Genomic DNA, 21,715 nt, shown 5'->3' on the forward strand with positions numbered 1-21,715 from the left:
ACCCTGGAGCTGGAGAATCGGCGGGCGGGTTCCTGGTGGAAAAAGTTCAGGAACAACCGCACGCTGCTCATCATGTGTCTGCCCGCCATTGTCTTTTTCGTCATCTTCGCGTACCTGCCGATGCCGGGGCTGTATCTGGCATTCATCAAGTACAACTACTCGGACGGTATTTTTAACAGCCCGTTCGTCGGGTTCGAAAACTTCCGTTTCCTCGTGATCACGGGGGACTTGTGGAAGCTCACCTTCAACACCGTCGCGTACAACCTGGCGTTTATCCTGCTGGGCAACGTGCTGCAGATCGCGGTGGCGGTGCTGCTCAACGAACTCAAAGGCAAGTGGTTCAAAAAGATTTCCCAGACGCTTATGTTCCTGCCCCACTTTATCTCCGCCGTTCTGATCGGCCTGATCGCCTACAACATCCTCAGCTACGACTACGGCCTGCTCAACGGAATTCTTCAAGCCCTCGGCATGGAACCGCTCAAAGTCTATTCGACTCCGAACGCGTGGCCGTTCATCATCGTGCTTACCTATCTCTGGCAGGCGACAGGCTACGGATCGATCATTTATTTCGCCGCCATCATGGGACTCGACAACGAAGTGGTGGAAGCGTCGGAAATCGACGGAGCGAACGCTTTCCAGCGTATCCGCCATATCGTGCTTCCGTGGCTCAAACCGACGTTTATCATTCTGCTGCTCTTCTCGCTCGGAGGCGTGCTCAAAGGCAACTTCGGACTCATCTACAACCTGGTCGGAGCCAACAATACGGCGCTGTACGCGACTACCGATATTATCGAGACGTACGTGTTCCGTTCGCTGATGACCAACTTCAACTTCTCGCTCGGCAGCGCGGTCAGTTTGTACCAGTCGTTGTTCGGCTTTGCGATCGTATTGACGGCCAACTGGCTGGTTCGCAAATTCTCGCCGGAGAATTCGCTCTTTTAGGAAAAGGAGGAGTATACGATGGGCGTTATGGATGAAGAAAGGGTCAGCACCCGAAAAACGACGGATCGAAGCAGTATCATCATTCGCGCAATCAGTTATGTCTGTATCGGCGGGTTCGCGCTCTGCTGCCTGCTGCCGTTCCTGCTCGTACTCGGCACTTCGTTTACTTCGGAAGCTGCCGTCAAACAAAGCGGCTTCAACTTCTGGCCCAAAGAATTCAGTACGTTCGCTTACCGGATCGTGCTGGAGAACCCGACACAGATTCTCGGTTCGTACCTCGTGACGATCGGCATCACGGTGACGGGGACCGCCGCAGGCCTGCTGATCGTGGCCATGACCGGCTACGCGCTGCAGCGTCCCGACTTTATTTTCCGCAACAAAATTTCGTTCTTCATCTACTTCACGACTTTGTTCTCCGGGGGATTGGTCCCGTTCTATCTCCTCATCACCCAGTATCTGCACCTCAAAGACAATTATCTGGCGGTTCTGCTGCCGGGGCTGCTCAGTCCGTTCCTGATTATCATGATGAAAAGTTTCGTCCGTTCTATCCCGCATGCGATTACCGAATCGGCCAAAATCGACGGTGCCGGCGATTTCACGATCTTCGTCAAGCTGATCCTGCCGATGACGACGCCTGCACTGGCCACGATCGGCTTGTTTATCGCTCTCGGCTACTGGAACGAATGGTACAACTCCATGCTGTTCCTGTCTTCGGATATGGAATTCAGGCCGCTTCAGCTGTATCTGTACAATGTGGTCACCAAAGCCGACGCCATCCGCAACTCCGCGGCCGCTTCCAACGTACCGCTCAGCGACGTGCCGATCGAGACCATGAAGATGGCAATCGCGGTCATCGCTACAGGGCCGGTCATTCTGTTCTACCCGTTCGTACAGCGTTACTTCATCAAGGGCATTACGGTAGGAGCGGTCAAAGGCTGATCGTTTCCCGTCACATAGGCCGTGTTTCGAAAGGGTACAGCGCGGATTCCTGCAGCGGTGCACCGTTCGGGGAACAGCCGTAAGCCAGCCGATTTGAAAAGTTTGGCCACCACCAAATGGTTCGAAGGGGGTATACAGATGTTGAGATGGAAAAAGGGATGGGCACTGCTGATGGCGGCGATGCTGGTTGTGCTGACAGCCTGCGGAGGAAGCGGGGGCGGAGACGGAGGGACAAGCGCTTCGGGCGGAACGACGGCCGACGGCAAACCCGATACGTCGAAGTTCGTGAAGATCAGCTACGTGGTGCTCGGCGACAAACCTCAGAACGGCCAGTTCGAAGCGGTGATGGACAAAGTCAACGTCATCATGAAAGAAAAAATCAATGCCGAACTGGAATGGAAATGGGTCGAGTGGGCGGATTGGCAGACCAAATACAATCTGCTGCTGGCATCCGGCGAACCGGTCGACCTGATTACGATCGGAACGGATTGGCTGGATACGTGGGCGAATGCGCAGCGCGGAGCGTTCATGAATCTGGACGAACTGCTGCCGACCTATGCGCCGGAGACATGGAAATCGATTCCGGAAGAAGACTGGAACGAAAGCAAATACAACGACAAGATCGTTCTGATTCCTGAAAACGATTACACGCAGTGGGTCAACCACGGGTTCTTTTACCGCGGCGATTGGGCCAAAGAAGCGGGAATCACCGAGCCGATCAAGAACTGGGAACAAATCGGCGATTATCTGCAGTATATCAAAGACAACAAGCCGGACGTCGTGCCGTGGGATATGGCTTCGGGTGCCCAGACTTGGGGCGGTTATGTTCAATCGTATACGGACAACCTCGATCTGCCGATCTCGACCGGCTATATGCCGATCTTCACCGCCGTATCGAACGACGAGAAATACACGGTAGCCGAGCCGGTATTCAGCGATACGCTGGTCGATTACGCGACGATGATGAAAGATTGGGCGGACAAAGGGTTCTGGCGCGAAGATGCCCTGAACAACAAAAACGATAACCGCGTCGCGCTCAAAGCCGGCCTGTCCGGTATGGACCAGCATCATACGCAGACCTTCTCGGGACTTCGCGTCGAAATGGACAAAGCGCAGCCGGGTTCGGAACTGCAAATGTTCGCTTTCAACACAACGGGCGGAAAAAACCTGATGGAGCTGTCGATCACGCACGGCGGCACCTCGCTCGGCGCGCACAGCAAGAATCCGGAACGCGCCCTGATGGCTTATGACCTGATCCGCAACAACGAAGAAATCTACCACCTGCTCAACTACGGTCTCGAAGGCGTGCAGTACGAAATCAAAGACGGTAAACGTACGCGTCCGGCCGGCTACGAAGAAGCGCGCGATCAATTCTACTCCGACTTCTGGGGCGGCCGCGTGGACAAGTTCGAAATTCCGAGCGATACGACCTGGGACAAGATCGATACGGTCTATGCCGAATACGACAAGATCAAGATTCCTTATCCTTACGGCCAATTCGTCTTCGACAAGACCGCAGTCGAGAGCGAACTTACCGCTATCTCGCAGGTAGCCGGCGAGCTTGGTCCTGCCCTTAACTTCGGTAAAGTCGCCGATCCGGTTCAGGCCGTCGAAGAATTCCGCGCCAAGCTCAAGACGGCCGGATACGACAAAGTCAAAGCCGAACTGCAGAAACAGCTCGATGCGTACAAAGTGAAGATGGAAGCGCAGCAGTAAAGGCGCGAGCTTTTACCCTGGACGAAGCGGAGAAATCCAATCGACCGTTGCATGCGATCCGAAGAAACCCTCGACTGTCCAATCGGCAGTCGAGGGTTTCTTTTTTTTATATTCGGTTTCGGTTTGCGGTTCGGGATCAGATTCCGGCCCGAATGTTTTTGACCGTCTTGGCTTCCAGTGAAAAGTCCGAATAGATACGTTCTCCGCCTTGTCCGGTCGGGGCTTGCGGCACGAATCCGACTTTAACCGTATCGCCGGCAGGCAGCGTGAAGTAGCGAAGCATATCGTAGCGAATTCCGTCTGCCGAATAGTGGAACGCGAACGACGGGCCGACGCGCGCGATCTGAAGCCAGGCCTGCTTGCCGTCCAGATTGCTGCCGTTGGCATCGTCGGATACTTGATTGGTAACGACGCTGACCACCGCATTCGTTTCGAAATCGGTACGCTCGAAGCAGAGTTTGGCCCAGATGTTCAAGTCCTGCATGACCATGACCGAAGCGGAATCATAGACGTCATTGAAGTCGTGTTCGACTTTGACCCGCATCACAAAATCGCCTTCCGCTTCCGTGTAGAAGAAAGGAGCGTTAGTGAGCGATTCGGGAATCGTCCCTTCTTCGGAAGCGTTCCCATGATTGCAGAAAAAATCACTGTTCGCGGGAGCTTCCAGAACGATTCGATGCTCTTCGAAACGGATCCTGCTTTCGTTCAACCAGCGGAAATGTTGGAAATCGGACGGATTCAAACGGAATTCCTCCTTTATGTAATCCTGATTGGAGAAGCTTCCCGTCAAGGAACGTTTCTCTCTATGATTATACCACCTATTATGATAGTTTAGATTTCGGACCGAACATCAAATGGAGGAGAGCGGGAATTTCGAATACATATCGGTCCATATTCGGAGTTTCTTCGTGAAGAACTATGGTTACTTTGCTGCTTATTCTAATTTATTTGGCTTTTATCGGACTGGGGCTGCCCGATTCGCTAGCTGGGAAGCGCTTGGCGGGTGACAAAGCTGGAATTGAACGCAACGACAGAGATGGCCGGAATTATCCCGTTTGTCGTCTCTTTATGTACGGTTGCTTCCAGCCTGCTGGCCAACAAACCGCTCTACCGGTTTGGAACGGGCAAAGCGGTGGCTGTCAGTATTTTGTCGACGGCGCTTGCGCTTGTTTGGTATTCGATTGTCCCGAATTTCGCGCTGCTGATCGTCGGGGCGGTCCTGCTCGGATTCGGCGCAGGCGCGGTCGATGCGGCTCCCAGCAATTACGTGGCACTGCATTTCAAAGCCAAGCATATGAGCTGGCTGCACTGCTTCTGGGGAGTCGGCGCAACGGCGGGTCCGCTGCTGGTAGGTCTCGTTGCCGGATCGCTTGGCATGGCCATGATGCCCGTAGTCTTCCTGATCTTGTTCGCGGCCATGTTTGTTTCGTCAATATTGATGCGATAACCGCGAAGAAGCCCGACATTCGCGCATAGACATAGAGATGGCCTCGATTCCCGCAGCGGATTCGGGGCTTTTTGATCGACGCTTTTTTGAAAATGAACTGCAGCTCCCTTAAGATGGGGAAGGAGGAGATGAATTTATGAACATGACGAAAACGGCAGCCGATCCGCTGCTGAAACTGGAACAAGTCAGCAAGATTTACGGTTCAAAGAAAGTATTGAACGGGATTTCGCTGATCCTGTACCGGGGAGAGAGTCTGATTCTGCGCGGCGGCAACGGTTCCGGCAAGAGTACGCTGCTCAAGCTGATTGCCGGACTTATTCCGGCCAGTACAGGCAGAGCGGCAGGCGCGGCGCCCGGACTGCGTATCGGGTTCGCGCCGGACCGGCTGCCGAAGCTGCGCATGACATCCGAAGAATATTTGATGCATATGGGCCGGATCGCCGGCATGGCAAAAGCTTCCGCAGCCGAGCGGATCGAAGAGCTGCATACGCTTCTGGAACTGCCTTCGGGCAGCCGGTCGATGCTGATCCATTATTCCAAAGGCATGCTGCAAAAAGTGAATGTGATGCAGGCCTGCCTGGCCGAACCCGGCCTGCTTCTGCTGGATGAGCCGTTCTCGGGTCTGGATGTCAACGCTTCGGATAAACTGCTGGCTCTGCTGCACGGTCTCCGGGTGAACGGGACGGCGATCGTCACCTCGCTGCATGACCCGCTGCCCTCCTGGGAAAGCGTGAGTACCACGTACCGGCTGCACGAAGGGCGCCTTATTCCGAACGAGAGCAGCCAAAGCGGCGAGCCGCACACGGAATCCGCTTTTTACGAGTTGGACGGGCTGCTGCCGGAATCCGCGCGTTCCGTTCTGGCCGGACACTTCCCGGATATAGCTTGGACAGCGGCCGGACAGGCGGTGTGCTGCCGGATTCCGCCTGTCGACTGCCAAGCGTTTCTGCATGAATTCTGGCAGGCGGAAGGGACCGTATTGTCGCTGAATCGGAAGGAGGAAAGCCGGTGATCGCAATGCTGGAGTATGTGCACCGCTGCTTTATGCGTTCTTACCGATACGGAGCGCCGACAGTCATTTACATAGGCATCCTTCTGCTGATCTACAGCATGGGCAATAATGCGATTATGGACAGCTATGCGTTTACGTCTTCGATGCTGTTCGTCGCCGCGGCGGCGATCGGAAGTCTGGTGATCGATGTCGAAGCCTTCAATCAGGAGATGGCGACGACGCTGCATGCCCGCAGTCTGGTTCGGCTGAGCGCCGCCAAACTGATTTACGGTTGGATGTTCGCTTCGGTACTCGGTTTATTTGCCGTGCTGTACCCGGCCCTGCTCGGCCGGTTCGAACGGCTGCCAAGTGTCGAGGAACTGACGATGGGTCTGCTGTACCATGTCTTCTTGGCCGGACTCGGAGTTTCGCTCGCCGGCTGGTTCAGCGTCAAGCTGTTCGAGTCGCGCTTCTATGCGATGCTGGGGTTGTGCATCTGGATTGCGCTGGCTTTTGGCGCGCGCGGTATCGCCCATGCGCTTCCGGACGGCTGGAGCTGGATCACCTACCTGCTGCCGCCTATCCAATTGACGCTGCATGCGCTTATGTTCTACGACGGACTGTCGGCCGGAGCCAAATGGATGCCGCTCGGCGCCTTGCTGCTGTATGCGGGAATCTCGGTGGGACTGCTGCTGGCTGTGCTGAACCGGCGCCGGCTCGATTATCCGGGAGAATGAATCTCTCCGGATTTGGTGACGGCGGCCAACGGGATAATGGAATTCTAACGGAACCAGGAGACGCTTAGCGGGTATTTTGGAACGTTTGAGAATTTTAACGGATTCAGATGATGCTTAGAAGGGAATCGGGCTTGATTTTGGCGAAAAAAAGGCGATGAAAATCGGCTAAAGGAACTATGATCCGTTAAAAGTTTGAACGGGCTGGATTCGGCGCGCTAAGGGACATATAATCCGTTAGCCGAGCCGAGCCGAGCCGAGCCGAGCCGGAAGGAGGCCTATTCGGCTCTTTTGCCGGCAGCGGGGGAATCGATTCAGCGCTTTGCCCGGCGTACCACTTGCCCGACAGCAAAAAAAGAGAGCAGACTAATGTCTGCTCTTTTTGGCTTGATTTATTTGGAATGCGTTTGCCGTGTTCCCGGCCGAATTTCGGATTCGCCGGTCGAGCGTAACTTGAGAGCTTAACCCTGCAGTTTCTTCGCCCGTTCTTCGTCTTCGGCCGCGATCTCGCGGCGCCATTCGTCAAGCTCGGGCAGCGGGCGGCCCATGATGACGCAGCAGGCGTAGACCGATTCTTTCAGTTCGACGTAGTCTTTGTCGTAGCCGATCTTCACGAGTTCCTGGACGACCGGGAGCGCCTGTTCGGAACCGAGGCGGCACAGGCCGTCGGCGAGTTTGGCGATGCGGGTGAAATGGTCTTCTTTTTCCAGCAGCGCAATCAGCGCTTCTTCGGCGGACGGCAGCAGAATGCGCGACAGGATATCGACGATGCCGAGCAGCAGGAAGCCGTCTTTTTCCTCCGCGTACATCTGTACCAGCTTTTCGACCACTTCTTCGCTGCCTACACGTACGAGCGCGTCGGCGGCCTGCTCGGCCACGAGATCGTTGTCGGACTTGAGCGCGTCGTAGAACAGCGGAAGCGCGTACGCGATCTTCAGTTTGCCGGCCGCCTGCATCAGATACACCGTGCGGACGGATTCCGGGTCTTTCGTGTATTGTTCCTGCAGTTCGTCCATCGTCTCGCGCGGCTGGAGCATCTCGCGTTCGATCATTTCGCCGAGCAGCAGATCGAGCGTATCGTAGTCGATATCGCCGTAATCCAGGCCGCTGTTTTTTTGCGTTTCTTCATTGAACATACGGCGTACCCATTCGTCGGTCAATTCCGACACGCGCACGCGCTCCGCCGCTTCGTCGTACCAGTCTTCGTCCAGTTCCCGGATCGCCGGAAGATGGGACTTCAGCAGGTCGGGGCTGCTGCCGAGCAGCATACGGGACAGGAAGATGCGCGCATTGCCCGTTACGAGATCCGCTTTGAGCAGATGCAGCATCGCCTGCACCGTGACTTTGGTCTGCGGGAAAGCCGCGGCGCGGTGCAGATACACGTCTTCTTTGCGCGGCGCGGCGACAAGCTTCTCCAGGACCAGCGCGGAGATGTCCTGCGGGTATTTATACGTCTCGGCCAAAAACCGGATCGCCGCGTTGCTGACGAGCGGGTCGGCGTGCGTGATAAACGGTTTGACCTGTTCGGGTGTGAACATATGAAAATTCCTCCTCAAGTGCTTCGAGTGCGCCTACCAGTATACCACAGCTTGGGAGCGGAAGGCGCGGAGTCATTGACTTTTCGCTTTTGTTTTCTATATAATAGGGGCATTGCACAGGTAAAAAACTCGTCGATGATGAGGAGCAGTAGGCAGCGGTGCGTTTCCAAGAGAGTCGGCGGATGGTGGAAGCCGGCAGCGAACCCTGTACGAACTCGCCTCGGAGATATGCGGCAGAAGGCGGCGCGTCCGGTATGACCGGCACGCGCGCGGTAAGTCGCATCGGCTCATCCCCGATAACGGATGCTTAAGTGAGCGGCAGCAGAGAAGATTCGGCCGCTAACTAGGGTGGTACCACGGGAAGCAGCGCCTCTCGTCCCTAGCGTCGTTGACGCTGGAGACGGGAGGCTTTTTGATTTTAGAAGCGAAGGGACAGATGACGATGAGCGAAAGAAACGAGCAGGGAGCCGGTTCGCAGGGCTACCGCGCCCAGACGATCGAACCGAAATGGCAGCAGAAATGGGACGAGGAAAAAACATTCAAAACGGATGACGCCGATCATTCCAAGCCGAAATTTTACGCGATGGACATGTTCCCGTACCCGTCCGGCGCCGGACTGCACGTCGGTCATCCGGAAGGCATGACCGCCACGGACATCGTGTCGCGCTACAAACGGATGAAAGGCTACAACGTCATGCATCCGATGGGCTGGGACGCGTTCGGCCTGCCGGCCGAGCAGTACGCGATCGACAAAGGCGGCCATCCGCGCGAGTTTACGATTCAGAACATCAACAATTTCCGCCGTCAGATCAAATCGCTCGGCTTCTCGTACGACTGGGACCGCGAGATCAGCACGACCGACCCGGAATATTTTAAATGGACGCAGTGGATCTTTATTCAGCTGTACAACAAAGGACTGGCTTACGTCGCCGAAATTCCGGTGAACTGGTGTCCGGCGCTCGGCACGGTGCTGGCGAACGAAGAAGTCATCGACGGCAAAAGCGAGCGCGGCGGCCATCCGGTCATCCGCAAGCCGATGCGCCAGTGGATGCTGAAAATTACCGAATATGCCGACCGCCTGCTGGAAGATCTGGACGAACTGGATTGGGCGGAGAGCATCAAGGACATGCAGCGCAACTGGATCGGCAAATCGCAAGGCGCGGAAGTGACGTTCCAGGTGGAAGGCACGAACGAGTCGATCGCCGTGTTCACGACCCGTCCGGACACGCTGTACGGCGCGACTTACTGCGTGCTGGCGCCGGAGCATCCGCTCGTGGACGCCATCACGACCGAACACGAAAAAGAAGCGGTCAAAGCGTACCAGGAAAAAGCTTCGCATAAAAGCGACCTGGAGCGGACCGACCTGAACAAAGACAAAAGCGGCGTGTTCACCGGCGCTTACGCGGTCAATCCGGTCAACGGCGCGAAACTGCCGATCTGGATCGCGGATTACGTGCTGGCCGCTTACGGCACCGGCGCAATCATGGCCGTACCGGGCCACGACACGCGCGACTGGGAATTCGCCAAAAAATTCGGCATTTCGATCATCGAAGTCGTCAAAGGCGGCGATATCGAAAAAGAAGCGTATACGGGCGAAGGCGAACACGTCAACTCCGGCTTCCTGGACGGCCTGAACAAAGAAGACGCGATTGCGCGCATGATCGAATGGCTGGAAGAAGGAGGCAAAGGCGAAGGCAAAACGACTTACCGTCTGCGCGACTGGCTGTTCAGCCGTCAGCGTTACTGGGGCGAGCCGATTCCGATCCTGCATCTGGAAGACGGCAGCATGAAGACCGTGCCGGAAGACAGCCTGCCGCTGCTGCTGCCGGAAATGGACGAGATCAAACCGTCGGGCACCGGCGAATCGCCGCTTGCGAACGCGACCGACTGGGTCAACGTCATCGATCCGGAGACAGGCATGAAAGCGCGCCGCGAGACGAACACGATGCCGCAGTGGGCCGGCAGCTGCTGGTATTACCTGCGCTACCTCGATCCGACCAACGATCAAGAGCTGTGCAGCAAAGAGAAGCTGGATCACTGGCTGCCGGTCGATCTGTATATCGGCGGCGCGGAACACGCGGTCCTGCATCTGCTGTATGCGAGATTCTGGCATAAAGTCCTGTATGATCTGGGCGTGGTCAGCACCAAAGAACCGTTCCAGAAGCTCGTTAACCAGGGCATGATCCTCGGCCCGAACAACGAGAAAATGAGCAAATCGCGCGGCAACGTCATCAACCCGGACGAGATCGTGAACGAATACGGAGCGGACACGCTGCGCATCTACGAGATGTTCATGGGACCGCTGGAAGCGACCAAACCGTGGAACACGAACGGCGTCGAAGGCGCGCACCGTTTCCTGTCCCGCGTCTACCGGATGTTCGTCGACGAAAACGGCGGTTTGAGCGCCAAGATTTCCGATACCGCGGCGGGTACGGACGCATTCAAACGCACCTGGCACAAAACGATCAAAAAAGTGACGGAAGATATGGATGCCCTGCGCTTCAACACGGCGATCAGCCAGCTGATGATCTTCACGAACGACGCGTACAAGCAGGAAGAACTGCCGCGCCGGGCGATGGTGGACTTCGTTCAACTGCTGTCGCCGCTTGCGCCGCATCTCGCGGAAGAGCTGTGGGAAAAAGTCGGACGCAGCGACAGCCTGACCTATGCGGCCTGGCCGGCGTTCGACGAAGCGTGGACGACGGAATCCGAAGTCGAGATCGTCGTGCAGGTAAACGGCAAAATCGTGCAGCGCGCCAACGTCCAGAAAGACTGGGACGCCAAAGCGCTGGAAGACCACGCGATGAGCCTGGAAAACGTGCAGAACGCGCTGGCCGGCAAAACGGTCCGCAAAGTGATCGCCGTACCGGGCAAACTGGTCAACATCGTCGCGAACTAAAAGTTCGTCCGGCCGGACAAGCCGGACTGCGTTTGCAGGGTGCGCACGGGCTCGAAGCGCGCATCCGGCGGAAGCGCGAAAATTTACGGCATACGAAGCGGGCTGCGGCTCGAACGGGAGGCGGGGCGAATCTTCGCTCCGTCTCTTTCGCGCGCATTCCGGCGGAGCGGCCGACAACGGGAGTGGGAATGAAAGTGGGGAGCAGTCCGCGCAAAGATTGGGATACGTATTTTATGGATATCGCTTTTATGGTGTCGACGCGTTCGCAGTGTCCGAGGCGGCAGGTGGGCGCGGTGCTGGTGCAGGGCAAGAAGCTGCTCGGCACGGCTTATAACGGAGCGCCGATGGGCGTGCCGGACTGTTCGGAAGCGGGCTGCATGATCGCCGAAGAGTACGAGCTGGTGCAGGTAGGCGAAGCGGAACAGGTGATCAAAAAACAGCGCTGCGTGCGGACGATCCACGCCGAGCAGAACCTGCTGCTGTTCACCGACCGCGCCGACCGCGAAGGCTCGACGGTATATGTGACCGACGAGCCGTGCTGGACGTGCGCCAACATGCTGGCGAACAGCGGCATCACGGAAGTCGTCTACTGCCGCGCCTATCCGAAAGACAGCGGCAAAGTTCGGGCGATGATGGAGCAAAAAGGCATTTCTTTTCGCGGAATCGGGCCTTACAGCCCGCCTACGAAGTCTGCCGAGCCGGTCTCTTAAGCAGGCGCATCGGCTTTGACCGGCAGGCGAGCATTGACTTCAAGTTTCCTCATTCCCTATAATAAGGAAATCAGGATATTCCAGCGATCGGCTCATCCCCGTTATCGGATGAAGGGAGACGGCAGGCGAAGCACGCTTGTCCGTCGACCGGGGATCTTACGGGAAGCACAGCCTCCCGTCCCTGGCGTATATACGCCGGGGACGGGGGGCTTTTTTTGTGTGGGCGTACGATCGAACCGCATATTCCATTCGGGAGGAAAAAGAGATGAAAAAGGAAGTATGGATCGCGGCTTGTTTATCGGCCGTATTGGGAGCCGGCGTGCTGGTGCTGTCCGGAGGAGGCGAAGCCGAAGGAGTGCCTTGGGAACCGCTGAACGGGAAGATCGAGGCCGTATTGGCCGCTCAGGAGCACCCGGAAGAAACGGGGAATCCGGGCAGCGGCACCGTAAAAAACGCTAAAAGTGAAGACTCCATGCCAAAGGAAACCGGGAAAGCCAAACCCAGCTCGGAAAAGGCTCCGGTTCAGCCCGTGAAGGAAGCACCGGTGCAGCCCGCCGGACTGGATCCGGCCGGGGACAAGGCCGTCTCAACAGGAAGTGCCGAGGACCATTTGCCTCCTGGGAAAAACAGCCAGGCGCTGCCCGCCGCAGGCGAAGACCTTGGCACTGCGCAGAACGTTCCCGCCGCTTCCGCTCCTGCCGGACTTTCCGAGGCGGACTTACCCGCGTCGGACGAGGCCGGGAAGATCCATATCAATACGGCCGATGCGGCCGGGCTGATGGAACTGCCCGGAATCGGGGCGAAGAAAGCCCAGGCGATCCTGGATTATCGGAGCCAGAACGGTCCGTTCCGCAGCGTGACCGACATCGTCAAAGTCAAAGGGATCGGCCCTAAAATGCTGGAAAAAATGATGCCGGATATGGCCTTATAGGGGCTACCATGAACCGTAGACCCCTAATCGTTTTTACCCTTTGTTGGCTCGCCGGAGCGGCGTCCGCCCAAGTGTACGGAGGGCTGCGCCTGGCGGCCGTCCTGGTGGGGCTTACGCTGCTGCTGGCTGCGGCCGTTCTGTTCACCCGAACTTCCGCCAAGCTGCTGTTAATCTTCGGGCTGGCCTTGGGATCTGCCGCCGGCTACGGCCTGCTGCGGGAAGCGGGCAGCCTTTCCGTCCTGCCGGAAAGACTGGGCGTGTCGACCGGAGAAGCGGACGGTTATTCCGGTATCCGGATCGAAGGCCGTATGGCCGGTCCGGCCAAAATCGATGGCGATCTGGCCCAGTTCGTATTGAAAGCCGAACGGGTGCTGGAGCAAACGGATCCGCTGCCGGGAGAAACGCCGGGCGGCGCAGACGGGAAGCCCGGCTCGGCCGTACCGGACGAGGCCGGGAGATCGGAAGCGAAACCTGCGGCCTTCGGACCGTTATCCCATGCCGAAAAGGTCGTCGTGCGCGTCAAATTGGCGGCCGAAACCGAACAGGAAACAGCCGCTTCCTGGCAGCGGGGCGACCTGCTGATCGTATACGGGGATCTGGAAGCTCCTTCGGGGGCCCGAAATTTCGGAGCTTTCGATTACCGCGATTATCTGCGGAACCAACGTATTCACTGGATCGTCAAAGCGGCCGGCGCATCAAGCGTGGAAACCGCCGATGCCGCATCCGGCGGACTGCAGCTGCTTCGCCGCAGCGACGATCTGCGCACGAAGCTTGCGGATACGCTGGCGAAGCTGTACCCCGGGATCGGAGCCGGTTATATGCAGGGGCTGCTGCTCGGTCTGCAGGAAGGGCTCGATCCCGATACGTATACGAACTTTGTCCGGCTCGGGATGACGCATGTACTGGCTATTTCCGGGATGCATGTCGGCTTGTATGTCGGTGCACTGCTGCTTGCGCTGCGCCGCTTACGCGTCTCCAAAGAATCTTCGCTGCTGGCGGCGCTGTACTTCGTTCCTCCTTACGTGCTGCTCACGGGTTCTTCGCCTTCCGCGGTCCGGGCCGGCATCATGGCCATGATCGGTCTGTATGCGGCCAAACGGGGCTGGCTCAAAGACGGTCTGCACATTCTGTGCCTGGCCGCCCTGCTGATGCTGATCTGGGATCCGCACTACCTGACTTCGATCAGCTTTCAGCTTTCGTTTGCCGTGACGGCCGGCATCATTCTGCTAACCCGCCCCATGCGGCAGCTGCTGTTTTTTCTCCCGAAGGCTCTGGCCGGCGCGGCAGCGATCTCGCTGGTTGCGGACCTGGTTTCTTTTCCGCTGAGCATTTATTATTTCAATCAATATCCGCTGCTCGGACTGGCTGCGAATCTTGTCCTTGTTCCCCTGATCAGTTTCGTATCGATTCCGCTCGGAACGGTATCGCTGATGCTGGGGACTTTCTGGATGCAGGGAGCCGAATGGGCCGCTTATCCCGTCCGGCTGGTCAATGCCGCGGTATTCTGGTGCGCGCAAAGCGGCGGTTCCGTGCGCTTCGCCCGAACGATTTGGGCTTCGCCGCCGCCCGTCTGGATCCTGATGTACGAAGCCGCTCTGATCGGAGGCCTCTTCGCACTTGCCGCGCACCTTGCCGCGCGGCGGCCCGATCCGTCCGCCGACGGGCGGCACGGGGGAATACCGGGATTCCCCGCGCATAGGCCTCTTCCCGGCGACACCATGCCGCTCGGACCGCTGCCTGGCGAAATGCGCTCCCAAGCGGGAAGCGGAAAAAGTTTTGCGCCGTCCGTACGCTACGGCGTCGATCCAAGCCGCCGCCGGACCGTGATAAGGCTTGCGCTTGGCGCGTTGTCCGGTCTGCTGCTGGCCGGAATGGTTGGCGCTGCCTACGCGCCCCGGCCCGATCCCGCGGGATTGGTGCAGATGCTGGATGTGGGACAAGGAGATGCCATACTGGTTACGACGCCCACCGGCAAAAACCTGCTGGTCGACGGAGGAGGGACCGTAACCTTCGAGCGTCCGGGCGAAGCCTGGAGACGCCGGCTGGATCCTTACGAAGTCGGCCGCGATGTCGTGGTGCCTCTGCTCAAGAAGCGCGGTATCCACCGTCTGGATGCGGTGATTCTGACACATGGCGACCGCGACCATTACGGCGGGCTGCTTGCGGTACTCGACGAGATTCCTGCGGATCGCCTGATCATGAACGGTACCCGCAGCGGCGGCGAAGACCTGGACGCGCTGCTGGCTTCGGCGCTGCGTTTCGGGGCCGAAATCGATGCGCCGCAAAACGGCGATATATGGAAAGCGGATGAAGCCACCTCTTTGGAATTTCTCAATCCGTCGGGAGTGTTCGCCGGGACCGTGCCCGAATTGGAAGAGCAGAACGAATACTCGGTGGTATTCCGCCTTGCGATGAACGGTCATTCTTTCCTGTTTACCGGCGATATCGGTCTTCAAGCCGAGCGCGACATTCTGGATCGGCTCGAAGAACGCGGAGACGGCGGCAAAGTCGAAGTGCTGAAAGTCGGTCACCACGGCAGCAAAAACTCTTCTTCCGACGAATGGATCGGAGCTTGGTCGCCGCGGTTGTCCCTGATCTCGGTTGGAGCGAAGAATACTTACGGCCACCCGAATCCTGGCGTGATTCAGCGGCTGGAACTCGCGGGTTCGGCCGTTCTGCGTACGGACAGGGACGGGGAAATCCAGATTTCAGCGCCTCGGGGCGAGCCGCTGAGATACCGCACCCGCCTGGACGGCCGGGCGAATCCCGTCGAAGCATCCGATTAAACGGCGGCAGCATGGCTCCTTTCTCGACGATTCGGGAAAAGGGGCCTTTTGTATGTCCGGCCGATAGGGTATAACTAGAACAGGTGCTTGCTTGCATAGGCCGTGGGCCGCAAAGAGGCGGACTGCTTCACGCGAGATGACGCATAAAAGCGTTTCTGATAGACTGATGGGAGATATAGGCCCGAAGCGGCAGATGTTTTTTTGAAAATAGAAAAAGAACGCAACCTTTCGGCGGCTAAGCTCGTCTGAAAAGGTGCAAGAGAGGGGGACCCTTAGTGGTCGAGCAGGAACTCATTAGAGCCGCTCAATCGGGCGATCGCGACGCTCTTATCACCCTATTGCGAGAGATTGAACCGGCCGTCTACAAGACGGCTTATTATACGCTGAATAACGAACAGGACGCGATGGACGCCGCTCAGGAAGCCCTGATCCGCATTTACACGAAAATCGGGTCCTACGAAGAAAAAGCGCAGTTCAAAACCTGGGTGCAGCGAATCGTGACCAATATTTGTATCGACAAATTCAGACGCGCCAAACCTACGGTGTCGATCGAAGAACACGAGATGGTGTTCGAAGGAAACGACAGCGTGGAAGGCGAAGTGATGCGGGCCTATACCCGGGAAGATATCGACCGGGCGATCAATCTGCTGCCGGAACATCACCGGACGGTCGTCATCCTTCGCTACGTGCAGGATATGTCGTACGGCGAAATCGCCGGATGCCTGGATCTGCCGCTTAACACCGTAAAATCGTATTTATTCAGAGCCCGGGGCCAGCTTCAGCAGCTGCTTCGAGATTATCAGAAAGGAGGTGCGCTGTAGATGAAACGCGAAGAAGCGTTGGAATATATGAACCGTTACCTCGACCATGACTTGAACGCGCAAGAAACGGAAAAATTGTTCCTTCATCTCGGCGACTCTCCGGAGGCACGGGCGGATTTTGATTTTCTTCAGGGTCTGTCGGACAAACTGGAATCGCTGCCCGACGTGACGCCGCCGATCAGCCTGGTCGATTCGATCCTGCCCCGGCTGGAAGAACTCGACCGCACGGCTGCGGCCGCCGCTCCCAAGGCGGAACCCGAGAAATTGTCGGAGATGGAAAGCAAACGGATGTTTGGCGACGAGGTGTCTCAGCGCCGCAGGCCGGCCGGATTCTGGCGCTCCACTTTGGGCCGGACCGTCGGCGGCACGGCTGTGGCGGCCGCCGTATTGGGAATCTTCGTGGCCACTTACGAGCCGCAGGAAATGCCGAATGCGGAGATGACGTCTTCGACGGCCGTGTCCGGCGCAGTGGACGATACGCTCGTTCCGTCGGAACCGGCGCAGAAGACGGAGAGCCAGACGATGCCGGATGTCACCGATCCGAGTACCGAAGCCAAATCGATTCAGCCGGAGACGAAGCTTGTACCCGGCGACGATACGGCCAACCAGAAGTCCGTGACACCGGAAGATTCTGCGGCGGACGGAGCTCCCGCCAACGAAGAGCCGAATCTGGATGCAGCTACACCGCAGGCAGATCTCCCGGCTTCGTCCGCCGAACCGGATCCTGCTCCGCCGTCCGAGTCCGATGTTACAAATTCGGCCGAACCGGATACGGGTACGCCTGCGGGCAGTCAGAATCCGGACCGTTCGCAGACTCCGTCTGACGATTCGGCATCTTCGACCAAGTCCGAACCGAATACGGACCAAGCCCCGGATAAATCGTCCGAGCCGGACAAATCGGCTTCGGCCGGCACACGTACGGAAAAAGACCAGGATAAATCGGTCAAGTCCGGCGGCAAAGCACAGTCGGATAAATCGACCCCGGCCGCCAGTCCGCCTGCTTCGGGCAAAGAACCCGCTGCCAAAAGCGCAGAACCGGACAGTCAGCCGAACGAAGGGATCGAAACGTCCTCGGCTTCCGAAGAGGCTCCGGGCACTCCGGAAGAAAGCGAAATTTCCGATTCGGAAAGCGCCGATGCGGCTCCCGACCAAGCGGCAGACAGCCGGATATACGGGTTGACCATGGCTCCTTCGGAATGGAACTCGCCGGATAACGCTTACCGGGTCACGTATTCGGACAGTACGCTGAAGCTTCTGAAAGGCGACGGTTCCGCCGAACTGGGCAGCCGCAAGATAGACGGAAGCGTAGCCGGAGGCGTCTGGTCCGCGGACGGCAAAACGTTCACGTACGATTTGATCAAGTCCGACGGCACCACGGCCCAGGAAACCTGGACCATCGAAGAAACCCTGCTCAAACAGGGCGGCAAATAAAAAATTACCGGCCGCAGGCCGTTTCAAGAATCCGCCAGACGGAGGAAGAAACGTGCCCCGGCCGGTTTTTTGTCGTTTGAGGCAGACGGAAGGAAGAACCCGATGTCCGGATGCGTTTTTCGGCGGAATTCGGTACAATGGGTACAGCGGGATGCCAAATGCTGCGCAGGCAGGCTCCCAACAATGCGGCGGACGATCGACGCGTCCGGCGGAATCGGAAAAGAGGGTTAAGATCTATGGATTTGAAAATGGCGGCCAAGCAGGTGAAAGCGGGCGAAGTATCGCCGCTCTATCTGTGTCACGGGACCGAAAAATATAGAATGAAGGAATTCGTTTCCCTGCTGGAAACGGAACTGATCGCCGAAGACCAGCGTTCTTTTGCTGTCGCGAATTACGATTTGGCGGAGACACCGATCGAACTCGTGGTGGAAGAAGCGGAGACGGCTCCGTTCCTGTCGGAACGCAAACTGATCGTGGTGCGCGACAGCAGTCTGTTTACGGCAGGCAAAGAGTCGGCGAAAGTGGAACACCGGATCGAAAAGCTGCTGGAGTATCTCGCCAATCCGGCGGATTACAGTGTACTTGTTTTTCTGGCCTACGCCGAGAAGCTGGACGAGCGCAAAAAGCTGGTCAAAGCGTTCAAAGCTTCGGCTGCGGTAATTTCGTTTGCGCCGATGGGGGAGAGCGAACTGTCCGGCTGGGTGACCAAACAATTCGGCCGAAGTTCGGTTTCGATCGGACCGGAGGCGGCAGCCCTGCTGTTGAAACGGGCCGGCACATCGCTTGCGGGACTGTCGGGAGAGATCGAAAAACTGTCTCTGTTTGCGGGAAAAGGCGGTACGGTCGGAACGGACGATGTGGAAAAACTGGTGGCGATCGGAACGGAGCAAAGTGTGTTCGTGCTGGTCGAACATATCGCCAATCTGAAACTGCAGCAGGCGCTCGACGTTTTCTACGATCTGCTCAAACAGCGGGAAGAGCCGATCAAGATTGTGTCGCTTATTGCGCGGCAGTTCCGGATTATTTTGCAGGTCAAAGAGATGTCCGGACAAAATTATTCGCAGCAGCAGATGGCGGGGCAGCTTGGGCTGCATCCGTATGCGGTCAAGATCGCTTCCGAGCAGGCAAGGCGGTTTGAGACGGTTCGGCTGCGGCATATTCTGTCTTCGATCGCGAAGCTGGATCACCAGATCAAGACCGGAGCGGTGGATAAAGTGTTCGGGCTGGAAATGTTTCTGCTGAGATTGGGAGCATAAATGAAGGGCAGGGCCACAGCGGGTGCGCTTAAGGCGGCGGAATCGGGAATAGGGCGGTGGTCGGAGCGGCGGAAAAAGAATTTCCCCGGTGCCCGGCTGCCGCTTTTCTTTTTTTGTGGCAAAAATGGAAGTGGACAAAAACTTAAAAACCCCGATATCCTAAAGGATTCCGGGGTTTCGTAAGCGGTGTTGTATCGTGCGATTATATCGCAAAACGCGATTGTCTTAGGCTTTTTCAGCTGTCAGAGCGTTCGCTTTTTTAGCGAGACGGGATTTTTTGCGCGCTGCCGCGTTCTTGTGGATCAGGCCTTTAGTTACGGCTTTATCCAGCTTCTGCGAAGCGTTCTTGACTGCAGTTTGGGCAGTTTCCACATCATTGCTTTCCAGTGCTGTCGTAGCGGTTTTTACTGCGCTGCGAAGTGCGGATTTTTGCGAAGCGTTAAGCGCACGGCGTTTCTCGTTCGTTTTCACGCGTTTGATAGCGGATTTGATATTAGGCATTGCATTCACCTCCTGTAAAGCATATACGAAACATCGAAAGTTTCACAACTTAAAGTATCTTAGCATGGCGAGCGTAAAAAAGCAACCATTCCGCAAGATTTTAGATTTTGATTTTGCCGGAAACAAACGGTATTCCAAATTTAAGAGACTGCCGATCTTTTGGGAGCCCAAGTGGGATTGCTGGGACTATCCCCAACTGCTATAATAAATGGATTGATTCTTGTCAAATTGAGGCGGAGGTAAGGAATGACTGACATTGCAGCAAGACAAAAGAAAATAAGAAACTTCTCTATTATAGCGCATATCGACCACGGCAAGTCCACGCTTGCCGACCGGATTCTCGAATATACGGGAGCCCTGACTTCACGCGAAATGCAGGAGCAGGTCCTGGATCAGATGGAGCTCGAACGCGAACGCGGCATCACGATCAAACTGCAGGCGGTCCGCCTGACGTACAAAGCCGACGACGGCGAAGAGTATCTGCTCAACCTGATCGACACGCCGGGACACGTCGACTTCACGTATGAAGTCTCGCGTTCCCTGGCCGCCTGCGAAGGCGCGCTTCTGGTCGTCGACGCCGCCCAGGGAATCGAAGCCCAGACCCTGGCCAACGTCTACCTGGCGCTCGATAATAATCTGGAGATTCTGCCGGTTATCAACAAGATCGACCTGCCGAGCGCGGACCCGGAACGGGTCAAACAGGAAGTGGAAGACGTGATCGGCCTTGATGCAAGCGACGCCGTACTGGCTTCCGCCAAAGCGGGGATCGGCATCAAGGAGATTCTGGAACAAGTCGTGTCCAAAGTACCGGCGCCTACCGGCGATCCGGAACAACCGCTCAAAGCGTTGATCTTCGATTCCCATTACGATCCGTACAAAGGGGTTATCGTCTATATCCGCGTACTGGACGGCAAGATCAAGTCCGGTTCCAAGATCAAAATGATGGCTTCCGGAAAAACGTTCGAAGTAATCGAAGTCGGCGCTTTTATGCCGCGTATGACCATGGTGGACGAACTGAATGTCGGCGACGTAGGCTTCGTGGTTGCGGGCATGAAGTCCGTGGGCGACACGCAGGTCGGCGATACCATCACCGATGCGAAGAACCCGACAGCCGAACCGATGCCGGGTTACCGCAAGATCAACCCGATGGTGTTCTGCGGCCTTTATCCGATCGAATCTTCGGATTACAACGATCTGCGCGAAGCGCTCGAGAAGCTTCAGCTCAACGATGCTTCGCTCACGTTCGAGCCGGAAACGTCCAGCGCGCTGGGCTTCGGCTTCCGATGCGGATTCCTCGGTCTGCTTCATATGGACGTCATCCAGGAGCGGATCGAACGCGAATTCGATATTGCGCTTATCACTACCGCACCAAGCGTAGTATACAAGATCGGATTGACCGACGGTTCCGTCATGCAGATCGACAACCCGTCGCACTATCCGGAAGTCGGACGGATCGATTATGTCGAAGAGCCTTATGTCAAGGCAGCCGTCATCGTCCCGAACGATTACGTCGGAACCGTCATGGAACTGTGCCAGAACAAACGCGGCGAGTTCGTCAATATGGAGTACCTCGATACGACGCGCGTTACGCTGACGTACCAGATTCCGCTGTCGGAAATCGTCTACGATTTCTTCGACCAGCTGAAGTCCGGTACCAAAGGATACGCTTCGTTCGATTACGAAGTATCCGGCTACCGCAAGTCCAATCTTGTCAAAATGGATATTCTGCTCAACGGCGAGCAGGTCGATGCGCTGTCGTTCATCGTCCACCGCGACCGCGGCTACCAGCGCGGCCGGATCATCTGCGCCAAACTGCGCGAGCTGATTCCGCGGCAGATGTTCGAAGTGCCGATCCAGGCTTCGATCGGAACGAAAGTCGTAGCGCGCGAAACCGTCAAAGCGATGCGCAAAAACGTCCTCGCCAAGTGTTACGGCGGCGACATCTCGCGTAAGCGCAAACTGCTCGAGAAGCAAAAAGAAGGCAAAAAGCGGATGAAGCAGGTCGGCAACGTCGAAGTGCCTCAGGAAGCTTTCATGGCTGTGCTGAAGCTGGACGAGTAGGCTTTCTTTTTA

At 57.0% G+C, this 21,715-nt stretch carries 17 protein-coding genes and 1 other annotated feature; of the genes, 14 read left to right on the forward strand and 3 right to left on the reverse strand.

Annotated elements, in window-relative coordinates:
- Positions 1 to 72 precede the first annotated feature (72 nt).
- From HOP44_RS00665 to HOP44_RS00675, 3 genes are all read left to right on the forward strand, one after another.
- Complete coding sequence (locus HOP44_RS00665) at positions 73 to 942, forward strand: ABC transporter permease (RefSeq protein ID WP_172194222.1); 870 nt, start codon at positions 73 to 75, stop codon at positions 940 to 942.
- Positions 943 to 969: 27 nt separating this feature from the next.
- Positions 970 to 1,881 carry a carbohydrate ABC transporter permease gene (locus tag HOP44_RS00670; protein WP_172194223.1) on the forward strand — a complete coding sequence of 304 codons (912 nt, stop codon included), beginning with the start codon at positions 970 to 972 and terminating at the stop codon, positions 1,879 to 1,881.
- Between the two features lie 138 nt (positions 1,882 to 2,019).
- Complete coding sequence (locus HOP44_RS00675) at positions 2,020 to 3,597, forward strand: ABC transporter substrate-binding protein (RefSeq protein ID WP_172249666.1); 1,578 nt, start codon at positions 2,020 to 2,022, stop codon at positions 3,595 to 3,597.
- A gap of 136 nt (positions 3,598 to 3,733) precedes the next feature.
- Here the strand turns inward: HOP44_RS00675 and HOP44_RS00680 are convergent, their stop codons facing one another.
- Complete coding sequence (locus HOP44_RS00680; RefSeq protein ID WP_172249668.1) at positions 3,734 to 4,339, reverse strand: DUF1349 domain-containing protein; 606 nt, start codon at positions 4,337 to 4,339, stop codon at positions 3,734 to 3,736.
- A 261-nt stretch (positions 4,340 to 4,600) separates the two neighbouring features.
- Here HOP44_RS00680 and HOP44_RS00685 point away from each other — a divergent pair, with 261 nt between their 5' ends.
- The 3 genes from HOP44_RS00685 to HOP44_RS00695 all read left to right on the forward strand — a co-directional run bounded on the left by HOP44_RS00685 (position 4,601) and on the right by HOP44_RS00695 (position 6,772).
- Positions 4,601 to 5,044 carry an MFS transporter gene (locus HOP44_RS00685; RefSeq protein ID WP_172249670.1) on the forward strand — a complete coding sequence of 148 codons (444 nt, stop codon included), beginning with the start codon at positions 4,601 to 4,603 and terminating at the stop codon, positions 5,042 to 5,044.
- A gap of 136 nt (positions 5,045 to 5,180) precedes the next feature.
- Positions 5,181 to 6,056, forward strand: coding sequence for an ATP-binding cassette domain-containing protein (locus tag HOP44_RS00690; RefSeq protein ID WP_172249672.1), 876 nt, complete (start codon positions 5,181 to 5,183; stop codon positions 6,054 to 6,056).
- Positions 6,053 to 6,772 (forward strand): hypothetical protein, encoded by a 720-nt coding sequence (locus HOP44_RS00695; RefSeq protein WP_172249674.1) that lies wholly within the window; start codon positions 6,053 to 6,055, stop codon positions 6,770 to 6,772. Before HOP44_RS00690 ends, HOP44_RS00695 begins: the two co-directional genes overlap by 4 nt.
- A gap of 458 nt (positions 6,773 to 7,230) precedes the next feature.
- Here HOP44_RS00695 and HOP44_RS00700 read toward each other — a convergent pair whose 3' ends face one another.
- A complete protein-coding gene (locus HOP44_RS00700; protein ID WP_172249676.1) occupies positions 7,231 to 8,307 on the reverse strand; it encodes a HEAT repeat domain-containing protein in 1,077 nt (358 codons plus the stop codon).
- 126 nt (positions 8,308 to 8,433) lie between these two features.
- Positions 8,434 to 8,691 (forward strand) — a binding site (T-box leader).
- 58 nt (positions 8,692 to 8,749) lie between these two features.
- On the opposite strand from HOP44_RS00700, the gene leuS reads away from it, so the two are divergent.
- From leuS to holA, 7 genes are all read left to right on the forward strand, one after another.
- On the forward strand, positions 8,750 to 11,206 hold the full coding sequence (gene leuS / locus HOP44_RS00705) for a leucine--tRNA ligase (protein ID WP_172249678.1): 2,457 nt from the start codon (positions 8,750 to 8,752) through the stop codon (positions 11,204 to 11,206).
- Between the two features lie 188 nt (positions 11,207 to 11,394).
- On the forward strand, positions 11,395 to 11,916 hold the full coding sequence (locus HOP44_RS00710) for a deoxycytidylate deaminase (protein ID WP_172251466.1): 522 nt from the start codon (positions 11,395 to 11,397) through the stop codon (positions 11,914 to 11,916).
- Positions 11,917 to 12,181: 265 nt separating this feature from the next.
- The gene (locus HOP44_RS00715) at positions 12,182 to 12,847 is read left to right on the forward strand and encodes a ComEA family DNA-binding protein (RefSeq protein WP_172249680.1); all 666 of its coding nucleotides are present in this window, start codon (positions 12,182 to 12,184) and stop codon (positions 12,845 to 12,847) included.
- A gap of 8 nt (positions 12,848 to 12,855) precedes the next feature.
- Complete coding sequence (locus tag HOP44_RS00720) at positions 12,856 to 15,633, forward strand: ComEC/Rec2 family competence protein (RefSeq protein WP_172249682.1); 2,778 nt, start codon at positions 12,856 to 12,858, stop codon at positions 15,631 to 15,633.
- Between the two features lie 275 nt (positions 15,634 to 15,908).
- The gene (locus tag HOP44_RS00725; RefSeq protein ID WP_172194084.1) at positions 15,909 to 16,454 is read left to right on the forward strand and encodes a sigma-70 family RNA polymerase sigma factor; all 546 of its coding nucleotides are present in this window, start codon (positions 15,909 to 15,911) and stop codon (positions 16,452 to 16,454) included.
- Positions 16,455 to 17,885 carry a hypothetical protein gene (locus tag HOP44_RS00730; RefSeq protein WP_172249684.1) on the forward strand — a complete coding sequence of 477 codons (1,431 nt, stop codon included), beginning with the start codon at positions 16,455 to 16,457 and terminating at the stop codon, positions 17,883 to 17,885.
- Positions 17,886 to 18,121: 236 nt separating this feature from the next.
- On the forward strand, positions 18,122 to 19,141 hold the full coding sequence (holA, locus tag HOP44_RS00735) for a DNA polymerase III subunit delta (protein WP_172249686.1): 1,020 nt from the start codon (positions 18,122 to 18,124) through the stop codon (positions 19,139 to 19,141).
- A 225-nt stretch (positions 19,142 to 19,366) separates the two neighbouring features.
- Here holA and rpsT read toward each other — a convergent pair whose 3' ends face one another.
- Entirely contained in the window at positions 19,367 to 19,642 is a 276-nt protein-coding gene (gene rpsT, locus HOP44_RS00740) for a 30S ribosomal protein S20 (RefSeq protein WP_141446331.1), read from the reverse strand.
- 246 nt (positions 19,643 to 19,888) lie between these two features.
- Between rpsT and lepA the strand changes: the two genes are divergently transcribed.
- Complete coding sequence (gene lepA / locus HOP44_RS00745; protein ID WP_172249688.1) at positions 19,889 to 21,703, forward strand: translation elongation factor 4; 1,815 nt, start codon at positions 19,889 to 19,891, stop codon at positions 21,701 to 21,703.
- The last annotated feature ends 12 nt before the right edge of the window (positions 21,704 to 21,715 follow it).

This window comes from Saccharibacillus deserti (genome assembly GCF_013618475.1).
In the GTDB taxonomy this organism is placed as follows: domain Bacteria; phylum Bacillota; class Bacilli; order Paenibacillales; family Paenibacillaceae; genus Saccharibacillus; species Saccharibacillus deserti.